This window comes from Streptomyces sp. NA02950, assembly GCF_013364155.1.
Classification (GTDB): Bacteria; Actinomycetota; Actinomycetes; order Streptomycetales; family Streptomycetaceae; genus Streptomyces.
The window spans coordinates 847,513-873,993 of the sequence record NZ_CP054916.1 but is presented as its reverse complement, the minus strand read 5'-3'; the positions used below and the strand labels follow the sequence as shown (position 1 = coordinate 873,993).

At 72.8% G+C, this 26,481-nt stretch carries 17 protein-coding genes and 2 pseudogenes; 7 read left to right on the top strand and 12 right to left on the bottom strand.

All coding sequences use genetic code 11. The annotated features are described in order from the left end of the window. Nucleotides 1–266: 266 nt before the first annotated feature. The 6 genes from HUT19_RS03555 to HUT19_RS03530 all read right to left on the bottom strand — a co-directional run bounded on the left by HUT19_RS03555 (nt 267) and on the right by HUT19_RS03530 (nt 8,120). Nucleotides 267–1,121: an aminotransferase class IV gene (locus tag HUT19_RS03555; RefSeq protein WP_176179018.1), complete on the bottom strand. Its 855-nt coding sequence runs from the start codon at nt 1,119–1,121 to the stop codon at nt 267–269. Further along, nucleotides 1,114–2,703 carry an AMP-binding protein gene (locus HUT19_RS03550; protein WP_176179017.1) on the bottom strand — a complete coding sequence of 530 codons (1,590 nt, stop codon included), beginning with the start codon at nt 2,701–2,703 and terminating at the stop codon, nt 1,114–1,116. The genes HUT19_RS03555 and HUT19_RS03550 overlap by 8 nt, the downstream gene beginning before the upstream one ends. Nucleotides 2,704–2,713: 10 nt before the next feature. After that, complete coding sequence (locus HUT19_RS03545; protein ID WP_176179016.1) at nt 2,714–5,035, bottom strand: chorismate-binding protein; 2,322 nt, start codon at nt 5,033–5,035, stop codon at nt 2,714–2,716. Nucleotides 5,036–5,442: 407 nt separating this feature from the next. Next, nucleotides 5,443–6,687, bottom strand: coding sequence for an ornithine--oxo-acid transaminase (gene rocD / locus HUT19_RS03540; RefSeq protein WP_176179015.1), 1,245 nt, complete (start codon nt 6,685–6,687; stop codon nt 5,443–5,445). Then, nucleotides 6,687–7,496, bottom strand: a complete 810-nt coding sequence (gene ddaH / locus HUT19_RS03535) for a dimethylargininase (RefSeq protein ID WP_176179014.1) — start codon at nt 7,494–7,496, stop codon at nt 6,687–6,689. Before ddaH ends, rocD begins: the two co-directional genes overlap by 1 nt. Nucleotides 7,497–7,628: 132 nt before the next feature. Beyond that, the gene (locus HUT19_RS03530) at nt 7,629–8,120 is read right to left on the bottom strand and encodes an Lrp/AsnC family transcriptional regulator (RefSeq protein ID WP_176179013.1); all 492 of its coding nucleotides are present in this window, start codon (nt 8,118–8,120) and stop codon (nt 7,629–7,631) included. Between the two features lie 444 nt (nt 8,121–8,564). Here HUT19_RS03530 and HUT19_RS42765 point away from each other — a divergent pair, with 444 nt between their 5' ends. The 5 genes from HUT19_RS42765 (at nt 8,565) to HUT19_RS03510 (ending at nt 18,769) form a co-directional block, all read left to right on the top strand. Next, nucleotides 8,565–8,774: a DUF5988 family protein gene (locus HUT19_RS42765; protein WP_254885417.1), complete on the top strand. Its 210-nt coding sequence runs from the start codon at nt 8,565–8,567 to the stop codon at nt 8,772–8,774. A 52-nt stretch (nt 8,775–8,826) separates the two neighbouring features. Further along, nucleotides 8,827–10,143: a beta-ketoacyl synthase N-terminal-like domain-containing protein gene (locus HUT19_RS03525; protein ID WP_176179012.1), complete on the top strand. Its 1,317-nt coding sequence runs from the start codon at nt 8,827–8,829 to the stop codon at nt 10,141–10,143. Nucleotides 10,144–10,280: 137 nt separating this feature from the next. Then, nucleotides 10,281–16,703: a type I polyketide synthase gene (locus tag HUT19_RS03520; RefSeq protein ID WP_176179011.1), complete on the top strand. Its 6,423-nt coding sequence runs from the start codon at nt 10,281–10,283 to the stop codon at nt 16,701–16,703. Between the two features lie 151 nt (nt 16,704–16,854). Then, nucleotides 16,855–17,970 (top strand): Dyp-type peroxidase, encoded by a 1,116-nt coding sequence (locus HUT19_RS03515; protein ID WP_176179010.1) that lies wholly within the window; start codon nt 16,855–16,857, stop codon nt 17,968–17,970. Then, entirely contained in the window at nt 17,951–18,769 is an 819-nt protein-coding gene (locus tag HUT19_RS03510; RefSeq protein ID WP_176179009.1) for a family 1 encapsulin nanocompartment shell protein, read from the top strand. Before HUT19_RS03515 ends, HUT19_RS03510 begins: the two co-directional genes overlap by 20 nt. 7 nt (nt 18,770–18,776) lie before the next feature. On the opposite strand, the pseudogene HUT19_RS42760 reads toward HUT19_RS03510, so the two are convergent. After that, nucleotides 18,777–19,144, bottom strand: a pseudogene (locus tag HUT19_RS42760) (hypothetical protein); the annotation flags it as partial. Nucleotides 19,145–19,185: 41 nt separating this feature from the next. Between HUT19_RS42760 and HUT19_RS03500 the strand changes: the two are divergent. After that, nucleotides 19,186–19,386 (top strand): annotated as a pseudogene (locus tag HUT19_RS03500) (CGNR zinc finger domain-containing protein); the annotation flags it as partial. On the opposite strand, the gene HUT19_RS03495 reads toward HUT19_RS03500, so the two are convergent. Beyond that, the gene (locus tag HUT19_RS03495) at nt 19,387–19,884 is read right to left on the bottom strand and encodes a GNAT family N-acetyltransferase (protein WP_176179006.1); all 498 of its coding nucleotides are present in this window, start codon (nt 19,882–19,884) and stop codon (nt 19,387–19,389) included. A 32-nt stretch (nt 19,885–19,916) separates the two neighbouring features. Continuing rightward, the gene (locus HUT19_RS03490) at nt 19,917–20,270 is read right to left on the bottom strand and encodes a MarR family winged helix-turn-helix transcriptional regulator (protein ID WP_176179005.1); all 354 of its coding nucleotides are present in this window, start codon (nt 20,268–20,270) and stop codon (nt 19,917–19,919) included. Nucleotides 20,271–20,478: 208 nt separating this feature from the next. On the opposite strand from HUT19_RS03490, the gene HUT19_RS03485 reads away from it, so the two are divergent. After that, the gene (locus tag HUT19_RS03485; protein WP_176179004.1) at nt 20,479–20,856 is read left to right on the top strand and encodes a hypothetical protein; all 378 of its coding nucleotides are present in this window, start codon (nt 20,479–20,481) and stop codon (nt 20,854–20,856) included. A 27-nt stretch (nt 20,857–20,883) separates the two neighbouring features. On the opposite strand, the gene HUT19_RS03480 is transcribed toward HUT19_RS03485, so the two are convergent. The 3 genes from HUT19_RS03480 to HUT19_RS03470 form a co-directional block, all read right to left on the bottom strand. Beyond that, on the bottom strand, nt 20,884–22,068 hold the full coding sequence (locus HUT19_RS03480) for a PP2C family protein-serine/threonine phosphatase (RefSeq protein ID WP_254885416.1): 1,185 nt from the start codon (nt 22,066–22,068) through the stop codon (nt 20,884–20,886). A gap of 125 nt (nt 22,069–22,193) precedes the next feature. Continuing rightward, a complete protein-coding gene (locus HUT19_RS03475; protein WP_176179003.1) occupies nt 22,194–23,342 on the bottom strand; it encodes a Glu/Leu/Phe/Val dehydrogenase in 1,149 nt (382 codons plus the stop codon). Then, nucleotides 23,335–26,352, bottom strand: coding sequence for an FAD-binding and (Fe-S)-binding domain-containing protein (locus tag HUT19_RS03470; RefSeq protein WP_176179002.1), 3,018 nt, complete (start codon nt 26,350–26,352; stop codon nt 23,335–23,337). The genes HUT19_RS03475 and HUT19_RS03470 overlap by 8 nt, the downstream gene beginning before the upstream one ends. Between the last annotated feature and the right edge of the window lie 129 nt (nt 26,353–26,481).

Here is a 26,481-nt window from a genome sequence, read left to right as displayed (position 1 = left end):
GATGCGCGGGGCCGGGGGCACCGCGCCGCACGGCTGGGTCCGGTCCTGTCGGTCTTCGTGGATCAGGCCGCGGCGTCTGGTGCGGGGGCACCACCCAGCGGTAGCCGGGGGAGGATCGCACGGCGGAGGGTCGTCCTCGTACCGGGCGTACTCGGATGACCCCGACAACGTGGCGAGGCGCGGTGCCAGGCGTCGCGGCCCCGCGAAGATCGGCGGGACAGGGCCCAGGTGCCTGGCCGCCGTTTCACGGGCAGCGGGGGCGCCCGTCATCGGTGGACTCCGTTCGTGGCGACGAACGGTTCGGCGCTGCCGTCCAGCCAGGTCTGCCAGTCGGCGGCGCGCAGCGCCGGGCCCGCACGCAGCGGACGCCCCAGCCACGCGGTGACCGGGCGGATCCCGTGCAGGGCGTTGACCAGCCACACCTCCCGGCCGTCCAGCTCGTGCGGGGCGCATCTGCGGTGCTCCAGCCGGATGCCCAGCTCCGCCGCGTGCTCCCCGATCAGCGCCGAGGTGACACCCGTGAGCAGCGGCAGCTCCGGGTCCGGCAGACACAGCACGTCGTCCTCCCACCACAGGACATTCGCGCTGGTGCCCTCCAGCACCAGCCCCGTCTCCGTGGTGAGCAGCAACTCCTGCGCACCGCGCGCTGCCGCCCGCTCGCGCAGATGCGCCAGCAGGGAGAGATCGGGCCCCTTGCGCCGAGGCACCGACCGCGGATCGAACTCCTCGGTCAGACACACCGTCACATTGGCCGTACGGGGCGGCGCCGGACGGATCCGCAGGAACAGCCGGGCCGGTTCCGGGCCCGCCAGCTCCACCCGGGGGTACCAGCGGTCCGTCCGCGGCACCATCGCCATCGCGTCCCGCCAGAAGCTCTCGATCCGCGCGGGCGAATCGCCGGTGGCCTCGGTGCACGCGGCGACGAACCGGCGGCGGTGGCGCTCCAGCGCCCGCACCCGCCCGTCGTCCACCAGCCACGAGTCGGCGGCCAGCACCGCGCTGTCGGGCACCGCGCGCGAGGGCATCAGCCCGCCGTCCTCGCGCCACATCAGTGTCCACTGCTTCTGCTCGGGCCGGCAGTCCTGGAGTCCGCCGCCCCAGGCGTGCGTCCGTTCACCCATGGGCCGACGCCCCGCTCAGCACGGGCAGTTCACCCGTGGCCAGCAGCCGGGCGATCTCCAGCCGCTTGATCTTCCAGGTGCGGGTGCGGGGCAGATCCTCGAAGCGGCACTGCACGGGCGCCGCCAGCGACGGCAGGTCCCCGGTGGCCCGCAGCCACCGGCCGGTGTCCAGCGGACGGTCCCCGCGGGTGCACACCACCGGCATCGCCTCCCGTCCGGGACCGCGGACGATGATCACCTCACGGAGCTCGGCCAACCGGGACAGCAGCTCGTCCTCGACCTCCAGATCGCCTTCGGCCGGGGAGACCCGGTCCGCCCCGGGGTCGAGCAGGTACAGCGCACCCCACCAGTCCCGGTAGCCGGTGTCGCCCATCCGCCACCACCCGTGGTCCACCTGCCGGGCGTACTGCTCCGGCGCGCCCAGATAGGTGAGGATCCGGCCCCGGGTACGGACCTCGACCGCCCCCGGCGCACCGGGCGGACAGGTGCGGCCGCGCTCGTCGACCACCCGGATCCGGGTGAAGCCGGGGATCCCGGTGCCCACTCGGCGCTCGTGCGCCCGCTCCAGCCCCCGCCGGGTGTACCAGCCGAAGGCGATCGGGCCCGTCTCGCCCTGTCCGTAGAGCTGCATCAGCCGGGGGTCCCGGCGCCGGGACGCGTCCAGCAGCCGCTTCACGGTGCGCGGATGGAGGGTGTCGAAGGGGCTGCCGTACGACCGGACGCGGGACAGCGGCCCGCCGGGCGCGTCCGCCAGCTCCTCCCACAGCGCGAAGGTGTGCGGATCCGTCTCGACGATGCCGGGCCGGTGCGTCGTCAGCAGCGGGCCCGCCTGCGCCGGATCGGGGTCGGTGAGCAGCAGCAGCGGACTGCCGAAGTGCAGCAGTACGCCCAGCAGTTGGTGGATCCGGGAGGAGGCGAACGGCAGGTGCAGCGCGGCCGGTTCACCGCGGGTGGCCCGGCCCAGCGCCTGCTGCGGCACCAGCCGGTTCCACAGTGTGTGCGGGGAGTGCACCTCCAGCCGGGGGATCCCCGCGGCCCCCGGGCCGTGGGTGATCAGGGAGGGTTCATGGGGATGCAGCCGGATCGCCGGACGGCGCGGCACACCGGCGAGACCCGCCAGCGCCAGGGTCTTCCCCGGCGCCTCGTCCACCGTCAGCACACCACGGGCGAGCGTGGTGTCCACCCCGCTCAGGGTGGACATCAGCGCCTCCCGGTCGGTGATCAGCCAGGGCGCGTGCAGCCGGTCCAGCAGCACCGCCACCACGCCGCCTTCGAGCGTGGGCGACAGCAGCGCCGGAACCGCCCCGATCCGGGAGACGGCACAGGTCAATAAGACGACGTCAGCGTTGTCGCGCTTGAGGATCGCCACATGCTCGCTCGGCCGGACCCCCGCCGACCACAGCCGACCGGCCATGTCGTCGATCAGGTCCGCCAGTTCGGGATACGCGAAGTCGTCACCGGCCTCGGGCGCGATGTCCAGGGGACGGTCGAGGGTGACCCGGACCCGGCCGTGGCGGGCCGCGGCCTCCTGGAACATCAGCCCCGGATAGAACCCGCGCTCGGGAAGCAGCCGTTGCCACATGTCCGGGCCCTCACCGTTCGAAGTCGGTCGCGGAGGTGGACGCGCTCCCCACGAGCAGGCCCTCGTGGGTCCCGGCGGACCGTGGCGGCAGGCTCTGGTACGTCCCGGCGGACCGTGGCCGCGGGCCGTCGTGGGCCCCGGCGGGCCGTGCCCGCACGGCGTCGTGGGCGCGCATCGTCGCCGCGGTCTTGAGCAGCATCTCCTCGTACTCCTCGGCCGGATCGGAGCCGAGGACGACGGAGCCGCCCGCGCCGATGTGCATCCGGCCGCCGGTGAACACGGCCGTGCGGATGACGACGTTGAGATCGGCGGCACCGTTGCAGCTGAGGAAGCCGATGGCCCCGGAGTAGACCCCGCGGGCCTCGGTCTCCAGCGTGTCGATGATCTCCAGGGTGCGCGCCTTGGGGGCGCCGGTCATGGAACCGGCCGGGAAGCAGGAGCGTACGCAGTCGACGGCGGAGATGCCCCGGCGCAGCCGTCCGCGCACCGTGGAGACCAGGTGGTGCACGGTGGAGTAGGTCTCGGTGTTCATCAGCCGCGGCACATACACACTGCCCGGCCGGCTGACCCTGCCGAGGTCGCTGCGGAGCAGGTCGACGATCATCAGGTTCTCGGCGCGGGGCTTGGGGCTGGTGCCCAGGGCGGCCAGGGCCCGCGCGTCCTGTTCGGTGTCCCGGCCGCGGCCGATGGTGCCCTTGACCGGCTTGGCCTCGGCGAGCCCGTCGGGCGTGACGCGCAGAAAGCGCTCGGGGGAGGCACAGGCCACATCCGTGCCGCCGAACCGCAGATAGGCGGCGTACGGCGCCGGATCGGACCGGCGCAGGGCCCGGTAGAAGGTGTAGGAATCGCTGGGCGCGGGCAGCCAGGCGGAGTTGGTGAGGCAGATCTCGTAGCTCACTCCGGCGCGCAGTTCGCGCAGCGCGGCGGCGACCGCGGCGGCGTGGCTCTCCCGGTCCCGGACCAGCCAGGGTTCCACGGCGCTGGTGCTGGTGAGCGGTGGCGGCGGGGGGACCGGTCCGGCGGGCGCGGGCACGCCGGTGAGCACGGTGACGGTCGCGTCCAGCCACTCCTTCGCCCCACGGTGGCCGTCGGGGGTGTCCTCGGCGAGCGCGCACACATAGGTGACGCCCTCCTGGTGGTCGACCGCGACGAACCGGTCGGCGAACAGCCAGCAGGCGTCCGGGGTGCTGGCCCGGTGGCGGTTGGGGGAACCGCAGTCGGCCTTGAGCTCGTAGCCGAAGTACCCGACGTAGCCGCCGGTGAAGTCGAAGGGGAGGTCGGGGGCGCTGACCTGACGGCGGGCCAGTTCCCGGTCCAGGTAGTCGAAGACACTGCCCTCGAACCGGGCGCCGGGCCGCCCCGTCCGCTCGATCTCGCAGACGCCCCGGCTGACGTCGTAGCGGACGAACTCGGCCAGCGGGCCCCGGCTGTCGCCGAGGAAGGAGAAGCGTGCCTCACCGGACTCGGTGCGGGCGCTGTCCAGCCAGAACGCGCCCGGGGCGTCCGCGTACAGCCGGGTGAAGGCCGCCTCGGTGTCGGTGGCGTCGGCCAGCCACCGGGCGTGCAGCCGGTAGTGGTGCTCCGGGACCGGCTCCTGCTCCGGTCGGCGGGCGGGCGCCGGGTCCTTGCGGGCGGGCGCGCTCGCCGCCGGCGGGGTCCGGTCCGGTGCGGGTTCGGGGGCCGGTACGCCCGCCGGGCGGGCGCGGCGGGGGTCGGTGATGGAGGTGACCGATTCACCGTTGGCGTGTTCGACGGTCAGATCGCGGAAATTGACGAATATGCGGTAGCCGAATCCGGTGAGCACCGACTCCGGATGGAACTGGACGCCCCACAGCGGGCGGGCCCGGTGCCGCAGCCCCATCAGAACGCCGTCCTCGGACCAGGCGATGCCCTGGAGGCCCAGCGGCAACGGCTCGGCCACGCACAGCGAATGCGAGCGGACGGCCGTGAAATCCGATGGCAGGCCGCGGAACAGACCGCGGCCTCCGTGGCTGATGCGCGACAGATGTCCGTGCCGGGGCTCCGCAGCGCGCACCACCCGCGCCTGCGCGCCGAGCGCGATCCCCTGGTGGCCCAGGCCGATCCCCAGCACCGGGACGGGGGAGCGGTCGACCAGCCGGGCGGCGGCACCGAAGTCCCGGCCGTCGGCCGGATGACCCGGGCCGGGGGACACAACGATGTTGTCGAACTCCGAAAGGTCGATGTCCGCGCATTCCGGTGCGTCATTGAGAAGCACCTCCGGTTCCTCGCCGTTGACCTCGGTCAGCAGATGAAAGAGGTTGTACGTGTACGAGTCATAATTATCGATGAGGAGCGTCCTCAGCGATTCCATCCGGATTGCCTCCTTGCATTCCAGCTGCCCGGGCGTCGCTCTCCCCGGACAGTCGCCCCAACGACCACTCGCGTGAAGCCGAGGGCGGGGACCTCTCCACCGCGTTCGACCCGCGAGGGCTTCCGGCTTTCCAGCAGGTCGGCCGGTGAAGACGAAAAGAAGTGTTCCACAACGGATGGTTGGCATAGCTGGAATGCTCAACAACGTACATAAATTCTCGGACGGGTGGCCGTGACCTGGGCGTTATCTTAGGTTCCGGTTGCCCGTCCGGAGGTGCGGAAAAAAATTCCGCCGGAAGGTGAACACAACGAAGCGCCGGGCCGTATAGGACTTAATGCGGCCCGGCGCTTGTGCGGTGTCGGTCGGTCAGCCTCGTTCGGCTCCCGTCCTGGGTCGGCTCCGGCCGGTCAGCCGAGCACCTTCTCCAGGGCGGCGAGCGAGGACTCGAGCTCCTCACGGGTGATGGTCAGCGGCGGAGCCAGCCGGATCGTCGAACCATGGGTGTCCTTGACCAGGATCCCCTCGCCCATGAGGCGCTCGCTCACCTCGCGGCCGGTGCCCAGCGCGGGGTCCACATCGACGCCCGCCCACAGCCCGCGGCAACGGTAGCCCAGCACACCCTTGCCGGTGAGCGCCGCCAGACCCTCCTGGAGCACCTCGCCCAACTCCGCCGCGCGGCGCTGGAACCCACCGGTGCGCAGCAGGTCGACGACGGCCGTGCCGACCGCCGCGGAGAGCGGATTGCCGCCGAACGTCGAACCGTGCTCACCGGGGCGCAGCACCCCGAGCACCTCACGGTCGGCGACGACAGCGGAGACCGGGACGATACCGCCGCCGAGGGCCTTGCCGAGCGTCAGCACATCGGGCCGCACCGCCTCGTAGTCCACGGCCAGCGTGGTGCCGGTGCGCCCCAGGCCCGACTGGATCTCGTCGGCGATGAACAGCACCCCGGTCCGCTGGGTGAGTTCACGCACCCCGCGCAGATAGCCGTCGTCGGGGATGATGACGCCCGCCTCGCCCTGGATGGGCTCGATCAGCACGGCCGCGGTGGTCTCGTCGATCGCCGCCTCGAGGGCGGCGAGGTCGTTGTAGGGGACGACGCGGAAGCCGGGGGTGAACGGGCCGAACCCCTCGCGGGCGGTGGGGTCGCTGGAGAACCCGACGATCGTGGTCGTCCGGCCGTGGAAGTTGTCGGCCGCCACCACGATCGTGGCCTGGTCCGGGGCCACGCCCTTGACCTCGTACGCCCACTTGCGGGCTACCTTGATGGCGCTTTCCACCGCCTCGGCGCCGGTGTTCATCGGCAGCACCATGCCCAGGCCGGTCAGCTCCGCCAGACCCTCGGCGAACCCGGCCAGCCGGTCGTTGTGGAACGCCCGTGAGGTGAGGGTGAGCTCATCGAGCTGGCGGTGGGCGGCGGCGATCAGCGCCGGGTGGCGGTGGCCGAAGTTGAGGGCCGAGTACCCGGCCAGCATGTCGATGTAGCGACGGCCCTCGACGTCCTCCACCCACACGCCCTCGGCGCGGGCGACGACCACCGGCAGCGGGTGGTAGTTGTGGGCGAGCGCCGACTCCTCGGCGTGGATCAGCTCCCGCGACGACCGTGCGGAACGGGAGCCGTGGTCCGGGGCGGTACGCGTGGGGGCGGTCATCAGCGGATCTCCTGTGTGCAGCACTTGATGCCCCCGCCGGCCTTGTGCAGTTCCGACAGGTCGACGGGGACGGGGACGTAACCGCGCTCGGTGAGCCGGTCGATGAGGCCGGTCGCCTGGGGGGCGACGAAGACATGGCGTCCGTCGGAGACGGAGTTGAGCCCGAAGGCCATGGCGTCCTCCCGGGTGGCGAGCAGCGCGTCCGGGTAGAGCCGCTCGAGCACTTCACGGCTGCCGGGGGAGAACGCCTCCGGGTAGTAGGCGATGTTCTCGTCGTCGAGGGTGAACAGCGCGGTGTCCAGGTGGTAGAAGTACGGGTCCACCAGCAGCAGGCTGATGGTCGGCACCCCGAAGAACTCCTGCACCTCCTGATGGGCCGTCCGCGTGGTGCGGAATCCGGTGCCCGCCAGGATGAACCGGCCCGCGGGCACCAGGTCGCCCTCGCCCTCGCACACCGACTCCGGCGGGTGGACGTCGAATCCGGCCGCCTTGAACCAGGTCTCGTAGGCCAGTTGCTCCGGGCGCCGCTGCGGGGCGTGGAAGCGGGAGCCGAACACCCGGCCCTCCAGGACGAGGGCCGAGTTGGCCGCGAAGACCATGTCCGGCAGCCCGGCCACCGGCTCGATGGTCTCCACCTGATGGCCGTGGTCGCGGTAGACGCGGATCAGCGTCTCCCACTGCGAGCGGGCGAGGTCGGTGTCGACCTCGGCGTCCTCGCGCATCCACGGGTTGATGGCATAGCGCACGTCGAAATATCTGGGAGGACAGGTCAGATAGCGCCGGGGGCGCGGCACGCGCTGTTGGGGCACCGAGGTTTTCCTCTCGCTTCCGCAGGCGACCGGGGATGTTTCAAAGGTAGAAAGCGGAGGAGAGCCGAGACAAGAAAGGAGAGCTGCGTGTAGGCGCAGCGATGCTGCGTTATGGGGCGGGTCGGCGCCGGTTCATTGCGTCGGGGGAGTGGGGGGCGTCGCACCGGCCTCCGGACTGCCCGTGAGCAGGTGGGACAGCACCATGTAACTGATCGTCTTGCGGATGAAGGGCTCGGCCCGGATGCGCTCCAGTACCTCCTCGAAATGCTCCACATCGGTGGCCATGACATGGAGCAGGGCGTCGGCCCCGCCGGTCACCGTCATCGCCGCGATGATCTCGGGATAGTCGCGCACCACCTCCGCGATCCGCCGGGGCGGCGCCGCGCTGTCGCAGTAGACCTCCACATAGGCCTCCGTACGCCAGCCGAGGGCGGCCGGCCGCACGGTGGTGGTGAAACCGGTGATGACGTCGTTGTCCCGCATCCGGTCCACCCGCCGTTTGACCGCCGAGGCGGACAGGCCGATCGCGGCCCCGATCTCCGTGAAGCTCGCCCTGGCGTTCGCGACCAGGGCCGCAATGATCTTGCGATCCAGGTCGTCGAACGGCACGGACTGATTTGCCATGTTCTGTAATCCTTTGCGGTCGATCCTTGGCGGTCGGCTGCCGAAGGTGCCGGGAAGGGAACTCTGCCACGCGCGCAAACCGTCCAATGGTACCCGTGCCGGAAACAACAGGCGATGAACTGCCAAGACGACGTGCCGATGAGATGCCCGCAATGAATGGCGTTTCCGCAGGCGGCTCGGCAAAGACCCGAATTTTTCGGCCTGTTTTCTGTCCGCTTACCGGAAGTTTTCGTAAGAGGGGGCGTGAGGAGAGAGGCAGGCTCCATTGCCCGCCCGGTGGTGTGTGATGGGCGCCGGGCGTGCGAAACAGGGTGCCCTACCGGTCGAATCCGCCTCGGTGATTCGACACCACCTACCGGTAGGCCCTCTTGACGGCGTAGTGTCAGCTATTCCATACATCGTTTCCGAGCGATGATCCGCTCCTGATCCACCGAGGGGCCATCCATGTCTCCACCGGCATATGTCCTCCTCATCGGCGGACCCCCCGGAACCCCCCAGATATGGGCCGCTCCCTCCGTCGAGGAGCGGGAGCGAGTCAAGATCCAGCGGGGCAACGGTTATGAACATTTCGAATCCGCGGACGAGTGCGCCGAATTCGAGGGTGAGCTGATCCCTGTCTACCGGTGGTGCCACCGCACATTCATAGCAGAGTAGGGCCCGCCGCGCAGCGGGGCGTCCGCGGTCTGCTGACGGGAAAGGGATCGTCATGATGAAAGGCGGCGGAAATGCGCGCGACGCAGTGGTCACCGGACTGGGATTCTGTCTGCCCGGCGGTGCGGAACCGGTCTTCACCGCCGGACAGGTATGGGAGATCGCCTCACAGGGCCGCTCCGCACTCGTCCAGCACGACATCTACTACGGCTCGGTGAACCTCACCGCCGAACAGTTCGAGCAGCGCCTCCCCGACATCCCCGAATTCTTCTCCCGCCACTACACGGCCGCCCACCGGCTCGGCCTGGTCTCCCTGGTGGAGGCATGCGCCGACGCCGAACTGGACGTCCGCGCCGGTGATCTGCGGGAATCAGCGATCCTCGTCGGCCGCGGCAGCGTCGACGCCAATGTGGACAGCTATCTCGCGCTGCTGAACGTCGACCCCGACGGCACCTCCACCCTCGACGCCCTGGAGATGTTCGTCGCCGCCGAACAGGCCGTGTCCCCCTCCGATGTCGCCGTCGTCCAGGGCGCCCTCACGCGGACCGTCGGCCCCTGCTACACCGTCTCCTGCGGCTGCTCCTCCGCCGCCGTCCAGATCGGCAACGCCCGCCGGCTGATCGCGACCGGCGAGGCCGACCTCGCCGTCGTCACCGGCGTCGACGTCTTCAACGTCGGCCTGATACAGAAAGGACAGCGGCTGCTGCGCGGCGCCCAGCACGCCTACGACAGCATGGACGCCGCCGGGATGCCCGACCTCCTCCCGTCCTTCGACTCCCTGATGCGCCCCTACGACCGTCGGGCGGACTGCATCAACCACGGCGAGGGCGCCGCCACCGTCATCCTGGAGAGCCGCGAACACGCCGTCCGCCGCGGCGCCCACCTCTACGGCCAGGTGCTCGCCACCGCCATGACCCGCGACGGCCTCGCCAACCCGCTGGCCGCCGACCACACCGGCGCCCAGCTCGCCCACGCCGTCCGCGCCTGCCTCGGCGACCGGTGGCGGATCGACCAGGTGCCCTACGTCAACGGTGCGAGCGACGGCGGCGCCGCCGTCACCGCCATGGAAGCCAGCACGATCCGAGAGCTCTACGGGCCGGACAGCGCCGTCCTGATGTCCTCCCAGGAAGGCTGTTTCGGCCACCACGGCTCACCCGCCGGCTGCCTCGGCGCCGCCCTGACACTGATGATGATGGAACTCGGCGAGGTGTGCCCCACCGCCAACTGCGAACAGCCCTCGGACGGCCTCCCCTTCGACCCCGTCCCCGGCCGGCGCACCCGCCCGCTCGACTTCGACTACGCACTGAGCTTCAACTACCAGATCGGTGGCGTGAAGCACGTGATCCTGCTGGGCAGCCCGGACGCCATCTGAGTCCGGGATCCGGTTCCGTACCGGCCCCACCCCCACCCCCACCCCCTCACGCCACACCCACGGCACCCCCGCTCAGCACCACCCCCCACGGTCCACACGGCCCCACCCCGGCCGAGCCCCACCCCACGGAGACCCCGATGCGTCATGACATATCCGCACCCAGCCGCATAGCGGTGGTCGGCATGGGCTGCCGGCTCCCCGGTGACATCGACTCGCCCGCCGCCCTGTGGCACCTGCTGACCGACGGCCGCGACGCCGTCGGCGAACCCCCCGCCGAGCGGCGGGAACTGTGGCCCGACGACCCGGGCGCCGACTCCGGCCTCCCCACCCACGGCGGCTATCTGCGCGACGTCTCCCGCTTCGACGCCGACTTCTTCGGCGTCTCCGGCCGCGAGGCCGACGTCCTCGACCCCCAGCACCGGCTGCTCCTCGAAGTGGCCTGGGAGGCCCTGGAACACGCCGGAATGCCACCCGACCGGCTCGGCGGCACCGCCACCGGCGTCTTCACCGGCCTCAGCTACAACGACTACATGGACCGCCTCGAGCGGCACCCCCGGGAGAACGAGGGCTCCGCCCTGTCCAACGCCCATTGTGTCGCCGCCGGACGGATCTCCTATCTGCTCGGACTGCACGGGCCCTGCGTGGCCCTCGACACCGCATGCTCCTCCTCCCTGGTCGCCGTGCACCTCGCGGCCCAGGCCCTGCGCGCGGGCGAATGCGACCTCGCCCTCGCCGGCGGTGTCACCCTCATGTTCGAGCCCCGGACCACCCGTTCGTTCGTGCGCATGGGCATGCTCTCGCGCATCGGCCACTGCCACGCCTTCGACGCCGCCGCCGACGGCTTCGTCCGCGGCGAGGGCTGCGGCATCGTCGTCCTCAAACGCCTCGAGGACGCCGAACGGGACCAGGACCGCGTCCTGGCCGTGCTGCGCGGCTCCGCCGTCAACCAGGACGGCCGCTCCGACGGGCTCGCCGCACCCTCCGCCACCGCCCAGCGCGCCCTGTACGAGGAGGCGCTGCGCCGCGCCGGGATCGACGCCGCCGACGTGGGGATGGTCGAGGCCCACGGCACCGGCACCCCGGTCGGCGACCCGGTCGAGTTCACCAGCCTCGCCCAGGTCTACGGCACCGGCCGCGACCGCTGCGCCCTGGCCTCGGTCAAGACCAACCTGGGCCATCTGGAGCCCGCCGCCGGGGTCACCGGCATGATCAAGGCGATCCTCTGCCTGGGCCACGGCCGGATCCCGCCCAATCTGCACTTCACCCGCTGGAACCCGGCCATCGACGCCGACAGCACCCGCTTCTTCATCCCCCGGGAGCTCACCCCCTGGCCGGTGCGGACCGGCCCCCGGCTGGCGGCCGTCTCCTCCTTCGGCTTCTCCGGCACCAACGCCCATGTACTGCTGGAGCAGCCGCCCGCCGCCCCCGCCCCCGGCACCCCACCCCGCCCCCGGCTCACCACCCGCTCCGTCCCGCAGGTCTTCCTCGTCCCGGCCGGCTCCCCGGCCGCGCTGCCCGCCGCGGCCCGTCGCATGGCCGACTGGCTGGAGGGCGACGGAGCCCGGGTGCCGCTGCGCGACATCGCCCACACCCTCGCACTGCGCCGCTCCGGCGGCCGCGGCCGCCTCGGTGTCATCACCGGCACCCGCGGTGAACTCGTCCAGGGCTTAAGGGCGTTCGCCGCCGGACAGGCCCACCCCGATGTGGTGACCGGTTCCGTCGGCGCCGCCGTCGCCCGGCGGCCGGTGTGGGTGTTCTCCGGACAGGGCTCGCAGTGGCCCGGCATGGGACGCGAACTGCTGGAACGGGACCCGGCCTTCGCCGCCGCCCTCACCGAGGCCGACGCGCACATCGCCGCCGAGGCCGGGTTCTCGGTGCTCGACACCGTCCGCGCGGGCGAACCGGTCACCGGCTGCGCCCGGGTGCAGCCCGTGCTGTTCGCCCTCCAGACCGCACTGGCCGCCACCTGGCGCGCCCACGGTGTCGAGCCGGCCGGTGTCATCGGCCACTCCATGGGCGAGGTCGCCGCGGCCGTGGTGGCCGGAGCGCTCTCCCTCGCCGACGGCGCCGCCGTGATCTGCCGCCGCTCCGCGCTGCTCGCCCGGGTCGCCGGACGGGGCGCCATGGCCACCGTCGGCCTGGCCGCCGCCGAGGCACAGGCCGAACTCGAGACCGCGGCGGCCGCCGACGCGGTCACCGTCGCCGTCATGGCCGCACCCGGCTCCACCGTCGTCGCCGGGGACACCGCCACCGTCGAGCGGCTCGTCGCCGACTGGGAGAGCCGCGGGGTCCCCGCCGCCCTCGTCGCCGTCGACGTCGCCTCGCACTCCCCCCAGATGGACCCCCTGCTGCCCGATCTGCGCACGGCGCTGGGCGATCTGAGTCCCCGGCGCCCACAAGTGCCCTTCTACACCACCGTCCTCGACGACCCGCACACCGTCCCCGCCTTCGACGCCGACTACTGGTGCGCCAACCTGCGGCGCCCGGTGCGGTTCTCCGCCGCCGTGGCCGCCGCCGCGGCCGACCGCCACCTGGTCTACACCGAGATCTCCCCGCACCCCGTGGTCACCCACCCCGTCCTCCGCAGCCTGGCCGGCCTCCTCGACGACCCCGTCGTCCTGCCGACCCTGCGGCGCGACACGGACGAGACCGCCACCTTCCGCACCCAGCTCGCCACGCTGCACTGCGCCGGTGTCCCCGTGGACTGGACCCGGCTCTACGCGGGCGCCGCCCTCGCCGACGTACCGCCCATCACCTTCGACCGCACCCACCACTGGGCCGACACCACCCTTCCCGACACCCCCGGCGGGCCCGCGGAACTCCGCCCGGCCGGTGAACTCCCCGGCGTCCACACCGAGATTCCCGGCCGGCCGCCCCGCCACTCCTGGCGCGCCACCACCGGCACCGCGGCACTGCCCTGGCTCGACGACCACCGGGTGCACGGCACCCCCGTCCTCCCCGGCGCCGCCTACTACGCCATCGCCCTCACCACCGCCTGCGAGGTCTTCGACACCACGCCCACCGAGGTCGAGGTCACCGATCTGCGCTTCCGCGAACTGCTGCGGCTCGCCGACCGCACCGACCTCAGTACCACCGTGACCGTGGCCGCCACCGACCGTGCCGAGTGCGAGATCTTCGGACGCGGCGACGACGGCACCTGGGTGCGCCAGGCCACCGCCGTCCTCCGCAGGCTCTCCGTACCGCCGCGTTCCCGCCCCGCCTCCGTCCAGACCCTGGCCCTGCGCCACCCGGTGGCCGTCGAACCCGCCGCCCTGTACCGCGACATGCGCGCCCGCGGGCTGGAACACGGCGCGGCGTTCAGTGGCATCACCGAGGTGCACGCCTCCCGCTACGGCAACAGCTTCTGGGCCCGGGTGGAGCTCCCCGAAGCCTGCCGCACCCCCGGACACGGCCTGCGCATCCACCCCGTGCTGGTCGACCTGTGCGCCCAGCTGCTCGTCGCCGGAATGCTCGAGGACGGCGACGACCCGGGACTGGTGCTGCCGGTACGGGTGCAGAGCGCACGTGTCCTCGGCGACCCCGGGACCGCCGTCCACTGCCACGCGCGGATGGCCGAGGCCACCCCGGAGAGCGTCGTCGGACACATCCGGCTGCTCGACGCGGCGGGCAGACCCGTGCTCGCCCTCGACGGACTGCGGCTGGCCCGCCGGACCGCGCCCCGGACCGCCGCCGCGGTCGACCGGTGGTTCCTCGAGGTCGGCTGGCAGCGCGCCGACCGGCCCGACGTGCCCGCCACCCCGCGGCCCGGGCGGTGGCTGGTCGTCGGCGAGGCCGACGGCAGCGCCCGTACCCTCGCCTACGCGCTGCGCTCGGCCGGAGCCGAGGCCAGGGTCTGGGACACGGCCCTGACCGACGAAAGCCTCGACGCCTTCCGGGACGCCCTCACCGGGCGGCTCGCGGGCCCCGGTGGGCAACTGCGGGGCGTGGTGCTGCTGTGCGCCGCCCCGCCGCCCGGGCAGGACACCCCCGGCCGCGCCGCCGACGGCGCGGTGCCCGGCGCGGACGCGCTGTCCCGCACCCGGCGGCTGCTGGCCGCCGCCCAGGCCCTCACCGCCCGTTCCGCCGAACCGCCCCGGCTGTACGCCGTCACCCGCGGCGCCCGCGCCCTGGCACCCGGCGAACCGGCGGACCCCGGACAGAGCGCCCTGCGCGGTCCGGTGCGCGTCCTCGCCCACGAACACCCCGAACTGCGCGCCACGCTGGTGGACGCCGACCCGGACGCCACCGGCGACCTGGTCGCCGAACTCCTCGCCGACACCGCCGAGGACGAGATCGTCCTGCGCGACGGCGACCGGTACCTCGCCCGGCTGGACTACGCACCGCTCACCGACGCGGAGCGCACCGAGGCCGCCGCCCGCACCGTACGCTGCGGCACCGACGGCTTCCGACTGCGCGCCGGGCGCCTCGGCGACCTGGGCACCCTGGAACTGGCCGCCACCCGGCGGCGCCCGCCGGGGCCGGGCGAGGTCGAACTGCGGGTCCACGCCGCGGGCCTGAACTTCCGTGATGTCCTCACCGCCATGGGGCTGCTCCCCGGCGACACCGACGACATCCGCTACCGGATCGGCTTCGAATGCGCGGGTGAGGTCACCGCCGTCGGCCCCGGTGTGGACCATCTGCGCACCGGCGACCGGGTGCTCGCGGTCGATGTCCGCGGCGGCGCCTTCGGCTCGTTCGCCGTGGTTTCCGCCGACTGCGCCGGGCCGATCCCCGACGGCCTGGACGCGGCCACCGCCGCCGGGCTGCCCATCGCGTTCCTCACCGCCTGGTACGCGCTGCGCCATCTCGGCCGTCTCACCGCGGGGGAGCGGGTGCTGATCCACTCGGCCACCGGCGGCACCGGACTCGCGGCCATCGCCGTCGCCCGGCTGCTCGGCGCCGGGGTGCTCGCCACCGCGGGCAGCGAGGAGAAGCGCCGGTATCTGCACGGCATGGGGATCGCCCACGTCATGGACTCCCGGTCGCTGGACTTCCGGGACGAGGTCAAGGAGGCCACCGGCGGCGAAGGCGTGGACATCGTCCTCAACTCGCTGTCCGGAGCGGCCATCCGCGCCGGACTGGAGTGCCTGCGCCCCTTCGGCCGCTTCCTCGAGCTGGGCGTCCGCGACATCCTTTCCGACGCCCCGCTCGGACTGTCGCCCCTCCAGCACAACATCACCTTCAGCACGGTGGACCTGAGGGAACTGCAGACCGCGCGGCCCGCGGTGCTGGCCACCCTGCTGCGCGAGGTGCTCGCCGAGTTCACCGCCGGACGGCTGAAGCCACTGCGCTGCACGGTGTTCCCGCTCGCGGACGCCACCGATGCACTCCGCCAGATGGCGGGCGCCCGCCACATCGGCAAACTGGTGCTGACCGTCCCTCAGGACGGCGAGATCCGGGCCGTCCTGCCCGACGGGCCGCTCCCGGTCCGGGAGGACGGCACCTACATCGTCACCGGCGGTCTGCGCGGTCTCGGCCTCGCCACCGCGAGCTGGCTGGCCACCCAGGGCGCCCGCCACCTGGTGCTCAACGGCCGTACCGCGCCGACCGCCACCGTCGCACAGACCCTCGCCGAGCTGTCGGCCGCCGGGACCCGGGTGACGGTGATCCTCGGCGACATCGGCCGCCCCGGTACGGCCGACCGGCTGGTGGCGGCCGCCACCGCCGACGACGGCGCCCCGCTGCGGGGCGTCGTCCACTGCGCCATGGTGCTGGACGACGCGGCGGTCACCACCCTCCGCGAGGACCAGTTGCACCGGGTGTGGACACCGAAGGTCACCGGGGCCTGGCGGTTGCACCACGCCACCGCCGGACACGCGCTCGACTGGTTGGCGCTGTTCTCCTCGATGGCCTCCCTGCTCGGCAATCCCGGCCAGGGCGCCTACGCGGCCGCCAACGCCTGGCTGGACGCCTTCGCCGCCTGGCGCTCCGCCCGCGGTGCCCCCACCCTCGCCGTCAACTGGGGCGCGTGGGGTGAGACCGGTGTCGCCACCGGCTTCGCGGAGCGCGGCTACCGGACCATCCCCACCGACGACGGTCTGCGGGCGCTGAGCACCCTGCTGGCCCACCGCCGGGTGCAGACCGGTGTGATCCCCGGTGAGCCGGACAGCTGGATCCTCGCCACCGGGCGCCGCTCGCCGCTGTTCGCCCGGCTCGCCCCCGACGACGAGCACGCCGCGGCCGCCGCGCCCGCCCCCGGGAGTATCGACACCATCCGCGCCCGGCTTACCGGCCTCCCGGCGGGACTCGCCCGCCGGGCGGCGCTGGAGACGTATCTGAGCGAGCACATCCGCGCCGTGCTCCGGCTCAGCAGTTCCACCCTCGACCCCCAGACCCCGCTGAAATCCCTGGGATTCGACTCCCTGCTCGCCATGGAGCTGCGGGTGAGGCTGGAATCGGGGCTGAACATCAAGCTGGCGGGCAACTTCGTCTGGCAGCATCCGACGGTCGCGGCCCTCGCCGTCGGGCTCGCCCGGCACATGGGCCTCGCACTGGACACCGGGCACGAGGCGTCCGATCCGCTCGCGGAGGAAGGCCCGCCACTCGGTGCCACGGGCTGACCGGCGGTCCCGGGCGCCGACCGTTCGGCCCCGGCGCCGGGTGCGCGGGCCCCTGCCCTCACCAGGGGCCCGCGCCCACGGATGCGGCACCCGCGGCCCCGGGGGACAATCGAGGGTGGCCGGTGCACCGGACGGGAGGAGGTGGAGGGCGATGGCCTCTCCCGCCCCGCGGGAGGTGATCCCGCAGCCGGTGCTCACCCCGCTGACCAGCGCGGCCATCTTCCTGGTGGTGACCGTCGACCCGGGCGGCGAACCCGACACACGGGATCTGCTGTCCGATGTCGCCGCACTCCAGCGGGCCGTCGGTTTCCGTGCCCCCAACGGCGAGCTGAGCTGTGTGGTCGGCATCGGCTCCGCCGTCTGGGACCGGCTGTTCGACGGACCGCGCCCGGCCGAACTGCATCCGCTGCGCGAACTGGTGGGCGCCCGCCACCGTGCCGTGTCCACCCCCGGCGATCTGCTCTTCCACATCCGGGCCACCCGGCTCGACCTGTGCTTCGGGCTGGCCACCGAGATCATGGACCGGCTGCGCGGCGCGGTCACGGTCCGCGACGAGACGCACGGCTTCAAGTACTTCGACGTACGCGATCTGCTCGGCTTCGTGGACGGCACCGAGAACCCGGAGGGGCCCGCGGCGAACACGGCGGTCCTCATCGGTGAGGAGGACGCGGAATTCGCGGGCGGCAGCTATGTGATCGTGCAGAAGTACCTGCACGATCTGCGGGCCTGGAACGCCCTGCCGGTCGAGGCCCAGGAGAAGGTGATCGGCCGGACGAAACTGTCCGACATCGAACTGGACGACGCGGTCAAGCCGGACGACTCGCATGTCGCCCTGACCACCATTACCGACCCCGACGGCACCGAGCGGCAGATCCTCCGCGACAACATGCCCTTCGGCAGTGCCGGACAGGGCGAGTTCGGCACCTACTTCATCGGTTACGCCCGTACGCCCTCCGTCACGGAACGGATGCTGGAGAACATGTTCCTGGGCAGCCCGCCGGCCACCCACGACCGGATCCTGGACTTCTCCACGGCCGTGACCGGCACGCTGTTCTTCGTGCCCAGCGCCGACTTCCTCGAGGACCTGCCCGATCCGCCCGCCACCGCGGCCGAGCGCACCGACGGACCCGCCCCCGGCGCGGACGACGCGGCGCCACGGACGCCCGCGATCCGGCTCACCGCACCGACCGGCACACCGGCGCACGACGGTTCCCTGGGGATCGGCGATGTGAAGAGGAGCGCCTCCGATGAAGAACCTGCACCGTGAACTGGCGCCCGTCTCCGACGCGGCATGGGCGGATCTGGAGGAGGAGGCGCGGCGCACCTTCAAGCGCCATGTGGCGGGCCGCCGCATCGTCGATGTGCCCGAACCGGCGGGCCTGGAGCTGGCGTCGGTCGGCACCGGGCATCTGACGGCCATCGATCCGCCGGCCAAGGGCGTGGTCGCGCACACCCGCCGGTCCGAGCCGGTCGTCGAACTGCGGGTCCCCTTCACCGTCGACCGCCGTCAGGTCGACTCCGTGGAACGCGGCGCCAAGGACGCGGACTGGCAGCCGGTCAAGGACGCCGCGCGCAAGATCGCGTTCGCCGAGGACCGGGCGGTGTTCGAGGGATACCCGGCGGCGGGCATCACCGGTATCCGCCGCAGCGGCTCCAACCCCGAGCTGACCCTCCCGGCGGAGGTGCGCGACTATCCCAACGCCATCAGCCAGGCGGTGACCATCCTGCGGCTGGCGGGTGTCGAGGGCGCGTACACCCTCGCGCTCAGCGCGGAGGCGTACACCGCCGTGAACGAGACGTCCGACCACGGCTATCCGATCCACAAGCACATCGACCGGGTGCTGGACGGCGACATCATCTGGGCGCCCGCCATCGACGGCGCCTTCCTGCTGTCCACCCGGGGCGGCGACTTCGAACTCCACATCGGCCAGGACGTGTCCATCGGCTATCTCTCCCACGACGAGAACCGGGTCCGGCTGTACTTCCAGGAGACGCTGACCTTCCTGATGTACACGAGTGAGGCCGCGGTGGCGCTCGCTCCCGCGCCCGGCAGAAGGCGGAAGTGACGGCGGGTCATACCTCTCGACCGGCGGCGGGCGCCATCGGGGGCCGAGTCCATCGCGTCCGGGGTGAGGGTGGAGGGAAGGGCGGGACCGCCGGCGCCACCGGCACCGTGAACACCGGGAAGGCGGGGCGCGGGCCGAGCCACTGCGCGAGCAGCCCCATCAGCCCGGAGCCCACCGGCATCGCCCCCCAGCCGAACAGGGGGTGACCGCGTTGTAGCGGCCGAGCCGCTGGTCGGGGACGAGCCGCTGGCCGCTGGTCCGGGCGTTGACCGCCCACAGGGCGCCGCCCATGCCCCCGGCGAAGGCCGCGCCCGCGACCATGACCGGCCACAGCTCGGTGGTCAGCGCCGGAACGGCCATCATCGCGAAGGTGCCGCCCGGCGGACGGTCCGCCGCCGGTGCGGCAGGCCCCGGCCCGGCTGGCGATCGCCTGGAACGAGCTGGTCACGACCGGCGAGCACGTCCGTTTCAAGCGGTGTGCCGAGCACACCTGCGCGGAGGTGTTCTGGGACGTGTCGAAGAACCCCGGCCGCCGCTGGTGTTCGATGAGCGTGTGCGGCAACCGCCCGAAGGCGCGCCGCCACTCCGCCCGGCAGCGCGACGCGGACGAGGCCTGATCAGCCCGCGACCGCGGCGGCGGTGAGCGGCTTGGCGTAGCAGCGGCTGAGCTCGTGGAAGCGGTAGGGCCCGAACCGGGCACAGGGCTCGTAGCCGCTGGAGACGTAGAGGGAGATCGCTTCCGGCAGGGTGACACCGGTCTCCAGAACCATCCGGATCCGGCCCGCGGCGCGGGCGTTGTCCTCCAGTGCGGCGAGCACCAGCCGGGACAGCCCGCGGCGGCGTGCCTCCGGGATCACATACATGCGCTTGATCTCCGCGTCGCCGTCCACGTATCCCTCGTCGTCGGCCTCCTGGGCGCGCCAGCCGCCACTGGCGACCGGGGTGCCCCGACCGTCGTAGAGGATCAGGAACAGGCCCCGCGGCGGCGCGAACATGGCCGGGTCCAGGGGGGTGATGTCGCCACTGTCCCCATAGCGCTCGGCGTATTCGCGCTGCACCCGGGCGTTGAGCCGGACGGCGTCGGGGTGATCGAACGAGACGGGGTGAATATTCATGCGATGCATCGTACTTTTATGCGTATCGTGTGTCAGGTGGACGGTGTGTCGCCGAAGCCGATGAGCAGTTTGCGCGGCAGCCCGGCCAGTTGGTCGCGTTCGCGCCCGCTGAGCGGCGCGAGCAGGCGTTCCTCGTTCGCGACATGGGTCGAGACCGCGGTGTCCACCAGGCGCAGTCCCTCGTCGGTGAGCGTGATGGGCGCACTGCGCCGGCTGCCGGGGTCGGTCTCCCGGGTGGCCAGCCCGCGGGCGGCCGGCCGGTCGATCCGGTTGGTGATGGCGTCCGAGGTGCCCATCGACGTCTCGACCAGGGCGTCCGCGGTCAGCTGGAAGGGGGTTCCGGAAGCGGCGGAGCGTGGCCAGGATGTCGAACTCCCCGCCGTCACCGGGCCCGTTTCATCGTCGGCTCCTCAAGCGTGAGCGGGGGCGGACCCCGTTCCGGGCGCCCCGGATTCCGGCGGACGGCACCTTGTGCAAGGATGAAGTGTGGATTTGTCCTCCTGTGGGGGCATTCCGTGGTACTGGGCCGTACGGGGCGCACCAGAACCGTCCGGTCGGCATCGCACCCTCACCCTCCGGGGAGGACGATGGGCCATGACCGACATCGATGACGCGCTGCGTGACGTCATGCGGGTCGACGGCGCCCTGGCGGCCTCGCTCGTCGACTACCTGAGCCGGATCACCCTGGGAGCCGTGCGGAGCAGCGTCCAGGGGCCGGACCTGGAGAAGGTGGCGTACGGCGACACCGATGTGCTGCGTGCCAAGCTCTCCACCCTCGAACTGTTCGGCTACAGCCCCGACCGTCTCGAGGACATCGTGGTCACCCTGGACAGCGAGTACCACGTGATCCGACCGCTCAGCCGGCGCGCCCGGCAGGGCGTGTTCATGTACCTGGTGGCCGACCGCGGCCGGGTCGACCTGGCCGCGGCCCGCGCGACGATGTCCGAGGTGGCCTTGCGTCTCGACATCTGACCCCCGCGCACCGGCGCGGAGGCCGGGTCATCCGGACGGCTCGGACGGCGGGGTGGGGAGCGGGGTCAGCACCAGGATCGCCATGTCGTCCTGTCGCTGGCCGCCCGTCCAGGCGGTGACCTCCGCGACGAGCGTGTCCACCAGGTGCGACGCCCCGTGGAAACCGCGGCCGGACAACCCGGTGCGCGGTTCGTAGTACGTGCCCTTCGCGTCCCGGGCCTCGGTGACCCCGTCCGTCACCAGCAGCAGATAGTCGCCACGGCGGAAGGCGAAGGTATCGGTGCCGGGCGGCGCCTCGCCCTCGGGCAGCCCCATCCCCAGCGGCAGCCCCGCCACCGCGGGCTCCAGGGACCGCACCTCACCGTCCCGGATCAGATAGGGCGGGGGATGGCCCCGGTTGCACACGTGCAGGACACCCTCGTCCACGCGGATCTCCACCAGCACCGCGGTGGCGAACCGCTCCAGGGAGTCCGTGGCGTCCCCGGTGTCCGCCGCGAGCCGCATCAGCACGCGGTCCAGGTGGTCCGCCAGCGCCCGCAGCGACGGCATCCGCCCGGCCGCCTCCCGGAAGGCGCTGGTCATCACGGCCATGGCGGACACCGCGGGCAGCCCCTTGCCACGTACGTCCCCGATCAGGGCCCGGACCCCGAACGGCGAGGCCTGCACCGCGTAGAAGTCGCCGCCGATCTGTGCCTCCGCGTACGCGCACTCATAGCGCGTGGCCACCGACAGCGCCCCCACCGTTGGGGGCAGCGGTGGCAGCACCGCACGCTGGGCCACTTCGGCGACCGCCCGCACCGCCGCAAACCGCTTCCCCTGGCGGCGCACCACCCACTTCAGCCACAGCGCGATCGCGCTGATCACCGCCACGTCCAGCAGATCGACCACCAGCGCCAGCACCGGGCGGTGGACCACCAGATCCGTGCCCACCGACACCACACACGCACACACCGCGGTGATCATGGCACCCCGGAACGGCAGCACCATGCACCCCACGAGCGGGGCGGCGGCGAGCAGCGGCAGCCCCGAGTACGGCACCGGGCCGAGCACGTCCGCCAGTACACCGCCGACCAGCAGCAGACCGGGGACCAGGGCGAGCAGTCCCGCCCCCTGGCGCTCCTCCATGAGGCCCTCGGTGGCCCCGGGCCGCACCGCGGCCTCGTGGAGCCGCCGGGACCACCGGTCCCAGGCCGTCACCTCGTGTGCACCCACGCCTCCTGTGTCCGGTGTGCGGCGGGAGCCGAATCCCGTCCCACGACCACCGTCCCCCTCTCCAGCGTGGCTCAGGCCGTCGCGCTCCGCCCCGTGTCGCCCCCGATCGGTGGCGCGGAGCCCGGTCAGCCGCGGGGCAGCCGCCCCTTGCTGCGCATCGCGGCGCGTACCCGCTCCTCGGCCAGTCCGCGGCCCGCGGTGTGCGGGGTGGCGGACCGGCGGCGCGCCTCCTCCAGGACGGTCACCGTGTTGGCCCGCAGCCGCGTCGAGACCGTCTCGAAGATGGCTGCGGTGTCCGGGGGGAAGCCCGAGTAGCGGGCGTCCATGGCGAAGGCGGCGGCCACGACCCCTCCGGCGTTGGCCACGAAGTCGGGGAGCACGGTGATGCCCCGCTCCGCGAGGATGCCCTGTGCCTCCTCCGAGGTGGGCAGATTCGCCCCCTCCACCACCACCTTGGCCTTGATCTGCCGGGCGGTGTCCCGGCTGATGACGTCCTGGAGCGCGGCCGGGACCAGGACGTCGCAGTCCGCCGTGAGCTCGGCGCCGGGCGGCAGCGCGGTGCCCTGGCGGTGGCGGGTGACGAAGTGGTCGCCGTGCTCGTCGCGGGCCGCCAGCAGCTCCGCCACATCGAGCCCGCTGGGGTCGTGCACCGAGCCGTGGGCGGTGGACACCGCCACCACACCGGCGCCCAGCTCGGCGAAGCGGCGCGCGGCGGCGCTGCCCACCGCGCCGAACCCCTGGATCGCCACCCGCGCCCCGGCCAGCGGCAGCCCCAGGCTCCCCACCGCCGCGTCGGCCGCCTCGGCCACTCCGTAGCCGGTGACACCGAGCTTGTCGTACGCCACGCCGCCGAGGTGTTCCGGGGTGCCGACGGCGGCGCCCCGGTCGCCCAGCTCGTCCTGGATGATGGCCGCGTCGCATTCGGTCAGTCCCATGTCCAGACCCATCACATACTCGCGCGGCACCTCGTTGGACAGGGCCCGGGCGAACGCGCGCAGCACGGCCTCCTTGCCGGGGGAGGAGGGATCGGCCACGATGCCCGCCTTGGCACCCCCGTAGAACAGGTCCACGCTCGCCCACTTCCAGGTCATCACCCGGGCCAGGCGCGCCACTTCCCCGACGGTCACCCCGGGGCTCATCCGCGTTCCGCCCTTGCCGATGCCGCGTGCGGTGTTGTCGATGACCAGCACGCCCTTCATACCGGTGCGCCGGTGGGAGACGACCACGACCTTCTCCGGTCCCCAGTCGTCGATGAGCGAGAGTGCGTCAGTCACGGGTGTCTTCCTGTCCGTCGGAGGTGCGGGAGCTGTCGGTGGTGTCGGTTGTGCGGGAGCCGTCGGTGGTGCCGGTGGTGGCGGTGGTGTCCGCGGTGGCGTCGGCGGTCCGCGGGGAGGGCAGGGCCGTCGCGATCAGCTGGGCCAGATGGACTCCGCGCCGGTCGGTGTGCTGGCCGATCTGGGTGCGGCAGCTGAAACCGTCGGCAAGGACGACCGTGTCGGGGGAGGCCGCGCGCACCGCGGGCAGCAGCACCTGTTCCCCGGCGGCCACGGACACCTCGTAGTGGCCGTGCTCGAAGCCGAAGTTGCCCGCCAGCCCGCAGCATCCGGAGTCGAGCGCGGTGTGGTCCACGCCCATCCGGCGCAGCATCGCGCTGTCCGCGCCGAAGCCCGAGGTGGCGTGCTGGTGGCAGTGGGTCTGGCTGATGGCGTGCGCCGCCACCGTCGGGGGCCGCCAGTCGGCAGCGTCCTCGACGAGGAGTTCGGCGAGGGTGACGGTGGCCCGCGCGACGGCGGCCGCGTCCGGGTCGCCGTCCAGTAGCTCCGGAAGATCGCCGCGCAGCGCCGTCGTACAGCTCGGCTCCAGGCCGACCACCGGCACCCCGGCACGGGCCGCCGGACCGAGCGCCCCCGCCGTACGCCCGGCGATCCGCCGCGCCACACCGAGCTGCCCGGTGGTGATCCAGGTCAGCCCGCAGCACTGGGTGCCCTCGGGGACCCGCACCCGGTATCCGGCGCTCTCCAGGACCGCCACGCCCGCGCGCAGCACCTCGGGGGAGAAGTGGTTGTTGAACGAGTCGACCCACAGCACCACCGGACCGCGCCGCCCGTCGCCCCCGGGCGTCCGGTGGCGGAACCAGTCCAGGAAGGTGCGGTCGGCGAAGCGCGGGATCTCCCGCTGAGGGGCGATTCCGCCGAGCCGTTTGAGCAGCGGGGCGAGCCGGGAGGCGGTGAGCGCGTTGACCATCCGTGGCATCCGGGCGGCCACCCGCGACAGCAGCGGCAGCCAGCCCATGGAGTAGTGCGACGCGGGGCGTAGCCGCCCCCGGTAGTGGTGGTACAGGAACTCGGACTTGTAGGTCGCCATGTCCACTCCGACGGGGCAGTCGCTGCTGCACCCCTTGCAGGACAGACACAGATCGAGGGCGTCACGCACCTCGGTGGACCGCCAGCCGTCGGTGATGACCTCGCCCTGGGTCATCTCGTACAGCAGCCGCGCCCGGCCACGGGTGGAGTCCTTCTCGTCCCGTGTCACCCGGTAGCTCGGACACATGACATCCCCGCGCTGGGCGGCCGAGCGGCACTTCCCGACGCCCACACAGCGGCGGGTGGCCTTGGCGAAGTCACCGCCGTCGGCGCGGAAGGGGAAGACGGTGGCCAGCGGCAGCGGGGTGCGGTGGTGGGCGACCCGCAGATTGCCGTCCACCGGCAGCGGCCGGGTGATGATGCCGGGGTTGAGCCCGTGGTCCGGGTCCCAGACGTTCTTGAACTCCTCGAACAGCGCGATGGCGTCGGGCCCGTACATCAGGGGAAGCAGTTCCGAACGTGCCTGGCCGTCGCCGTGCTCACCCGAGAGCGAACCCCCGTGTGCCGCCGTCAGCGCGGCGGCGTCGGTGACGAAGGCGCGGAAGACCGCGGTGCCCTTCTCGGTGCCGAAGTCGAAGTCGATCCGCACATGCAGACAGCCCTCGCCGAAGTGTCCGTACACCGCACCGCGCAACCCGTGCCGGTCCAGCAGCCCGGTGAAGCCGCGCAGATACGAGCCGAGCCGTTCCGGGGGGACGGCGGCGTCCTCCCATCCGGGCCATGCCTCGGACCCGTCCGGCAGCCGGGTCGCCAGCCCCGCACCGTCCTCGCGGATCCGCCACAGCCGCCGGGCGCGCCCGGGGTCGGTGACGACCTCGGCGCCGGTGAACCCGGTGGTGTTCCGGGCCGCGGCGCTCAGGGCCGCGGCCCGGCCGGTCAACTCCTCCGCGGTGCCGCCGAGTTCGGCGAACAGCCAGGCCGAGGAGCCGTCCGGCAGGGAGTCGACGGCCGCCCGGGTCTCGGGCCGGGTGACGATGTCGGTCAGCGCGTGGTCCAGCCCCTCCAGGGCCAGCGGCCGGTGCGCCAGCAGGGCGGGCACCGCGTCCGCCGCCGCGCACGCGTCGCGGAAGCCGAGCACCACCAGGGCCCGCGCCGGGGGAGGGGCGATGAGCCGTACGGTCGCGGAGAGCACCACGGCGAGCGTGCCCTCGCTGCCGACCAGCGCCCGCGCGAGGTTGAACCGGCGCTCGGGCAGCAGATGTTCCAGCGCGTAGCCCGACACCTGGCGGGGAAACCGGCCCAGTTCGGCGCGGAGCAGCTCCAGGTTGCGCCGGGCCAGGGTGTCCAGCGCGCCGATCAGCCGCCCGCGGTCGTCGTCCGCGGCGACCGCCTCGTCGATCTCGGCGCGGGTCATCGGGCCGAGCCGGACCACCGTCCCCCGGTACGTCACCACCTCCAGCTCGACCACGTTGTCGGCGGTGCGGCCCCAGGCCACCGAATGCGATCCGCACGCGTTGTTGCCGATCATCCCGCCCAGGGTGCAGCGGCTGTGGGTGGAGGGATCGGCGCCGAACAGCAGCCCGTGCCCGGCGGCCGCCGTCTGGAGCTCGTCCAGCACGATCCCCGGCTGCACGGTGGCGGTGCGCGCCTCCGGGTCGAGGGAGACCAGCCGGTTGAAGTGGCGGGAGAAGTCGAGCACCACACCGGATCCCACGGCCTGGCCCGAGGTGCTGGTGCCCGCGCCCCGCGCGGTGACCGGCACCCCCAGGCGGCGGCAGGTCTCCAGCGTGCGCAGCACCTGGTCACGGTCGCGCGGAAACACCACCGCCAGCGGTATCCGCCGGTAGTTGGAGGCGTCGGCGGAGTACTGCGCACGCCGTCCGGCGTCCCCGGCCACCTCACCGCAGTCCGCCCGGTCCAGGGCTTCGGCCACCGCCGCCGCCTCGGGAGTCCGGCCGGTTTCCTGCGCTGACGTCGTCACTGTGCTCGCTCCTCCGCAAAAAACGCACCGGACGTGTGCTGTCCGGCCGGGCTCCAACCGATGTCCGGACGGGCCCCCGCCGCCCGACGTCCGGCCGGGTCCCGACCACGATCCGCGCCCGGTCCCGGC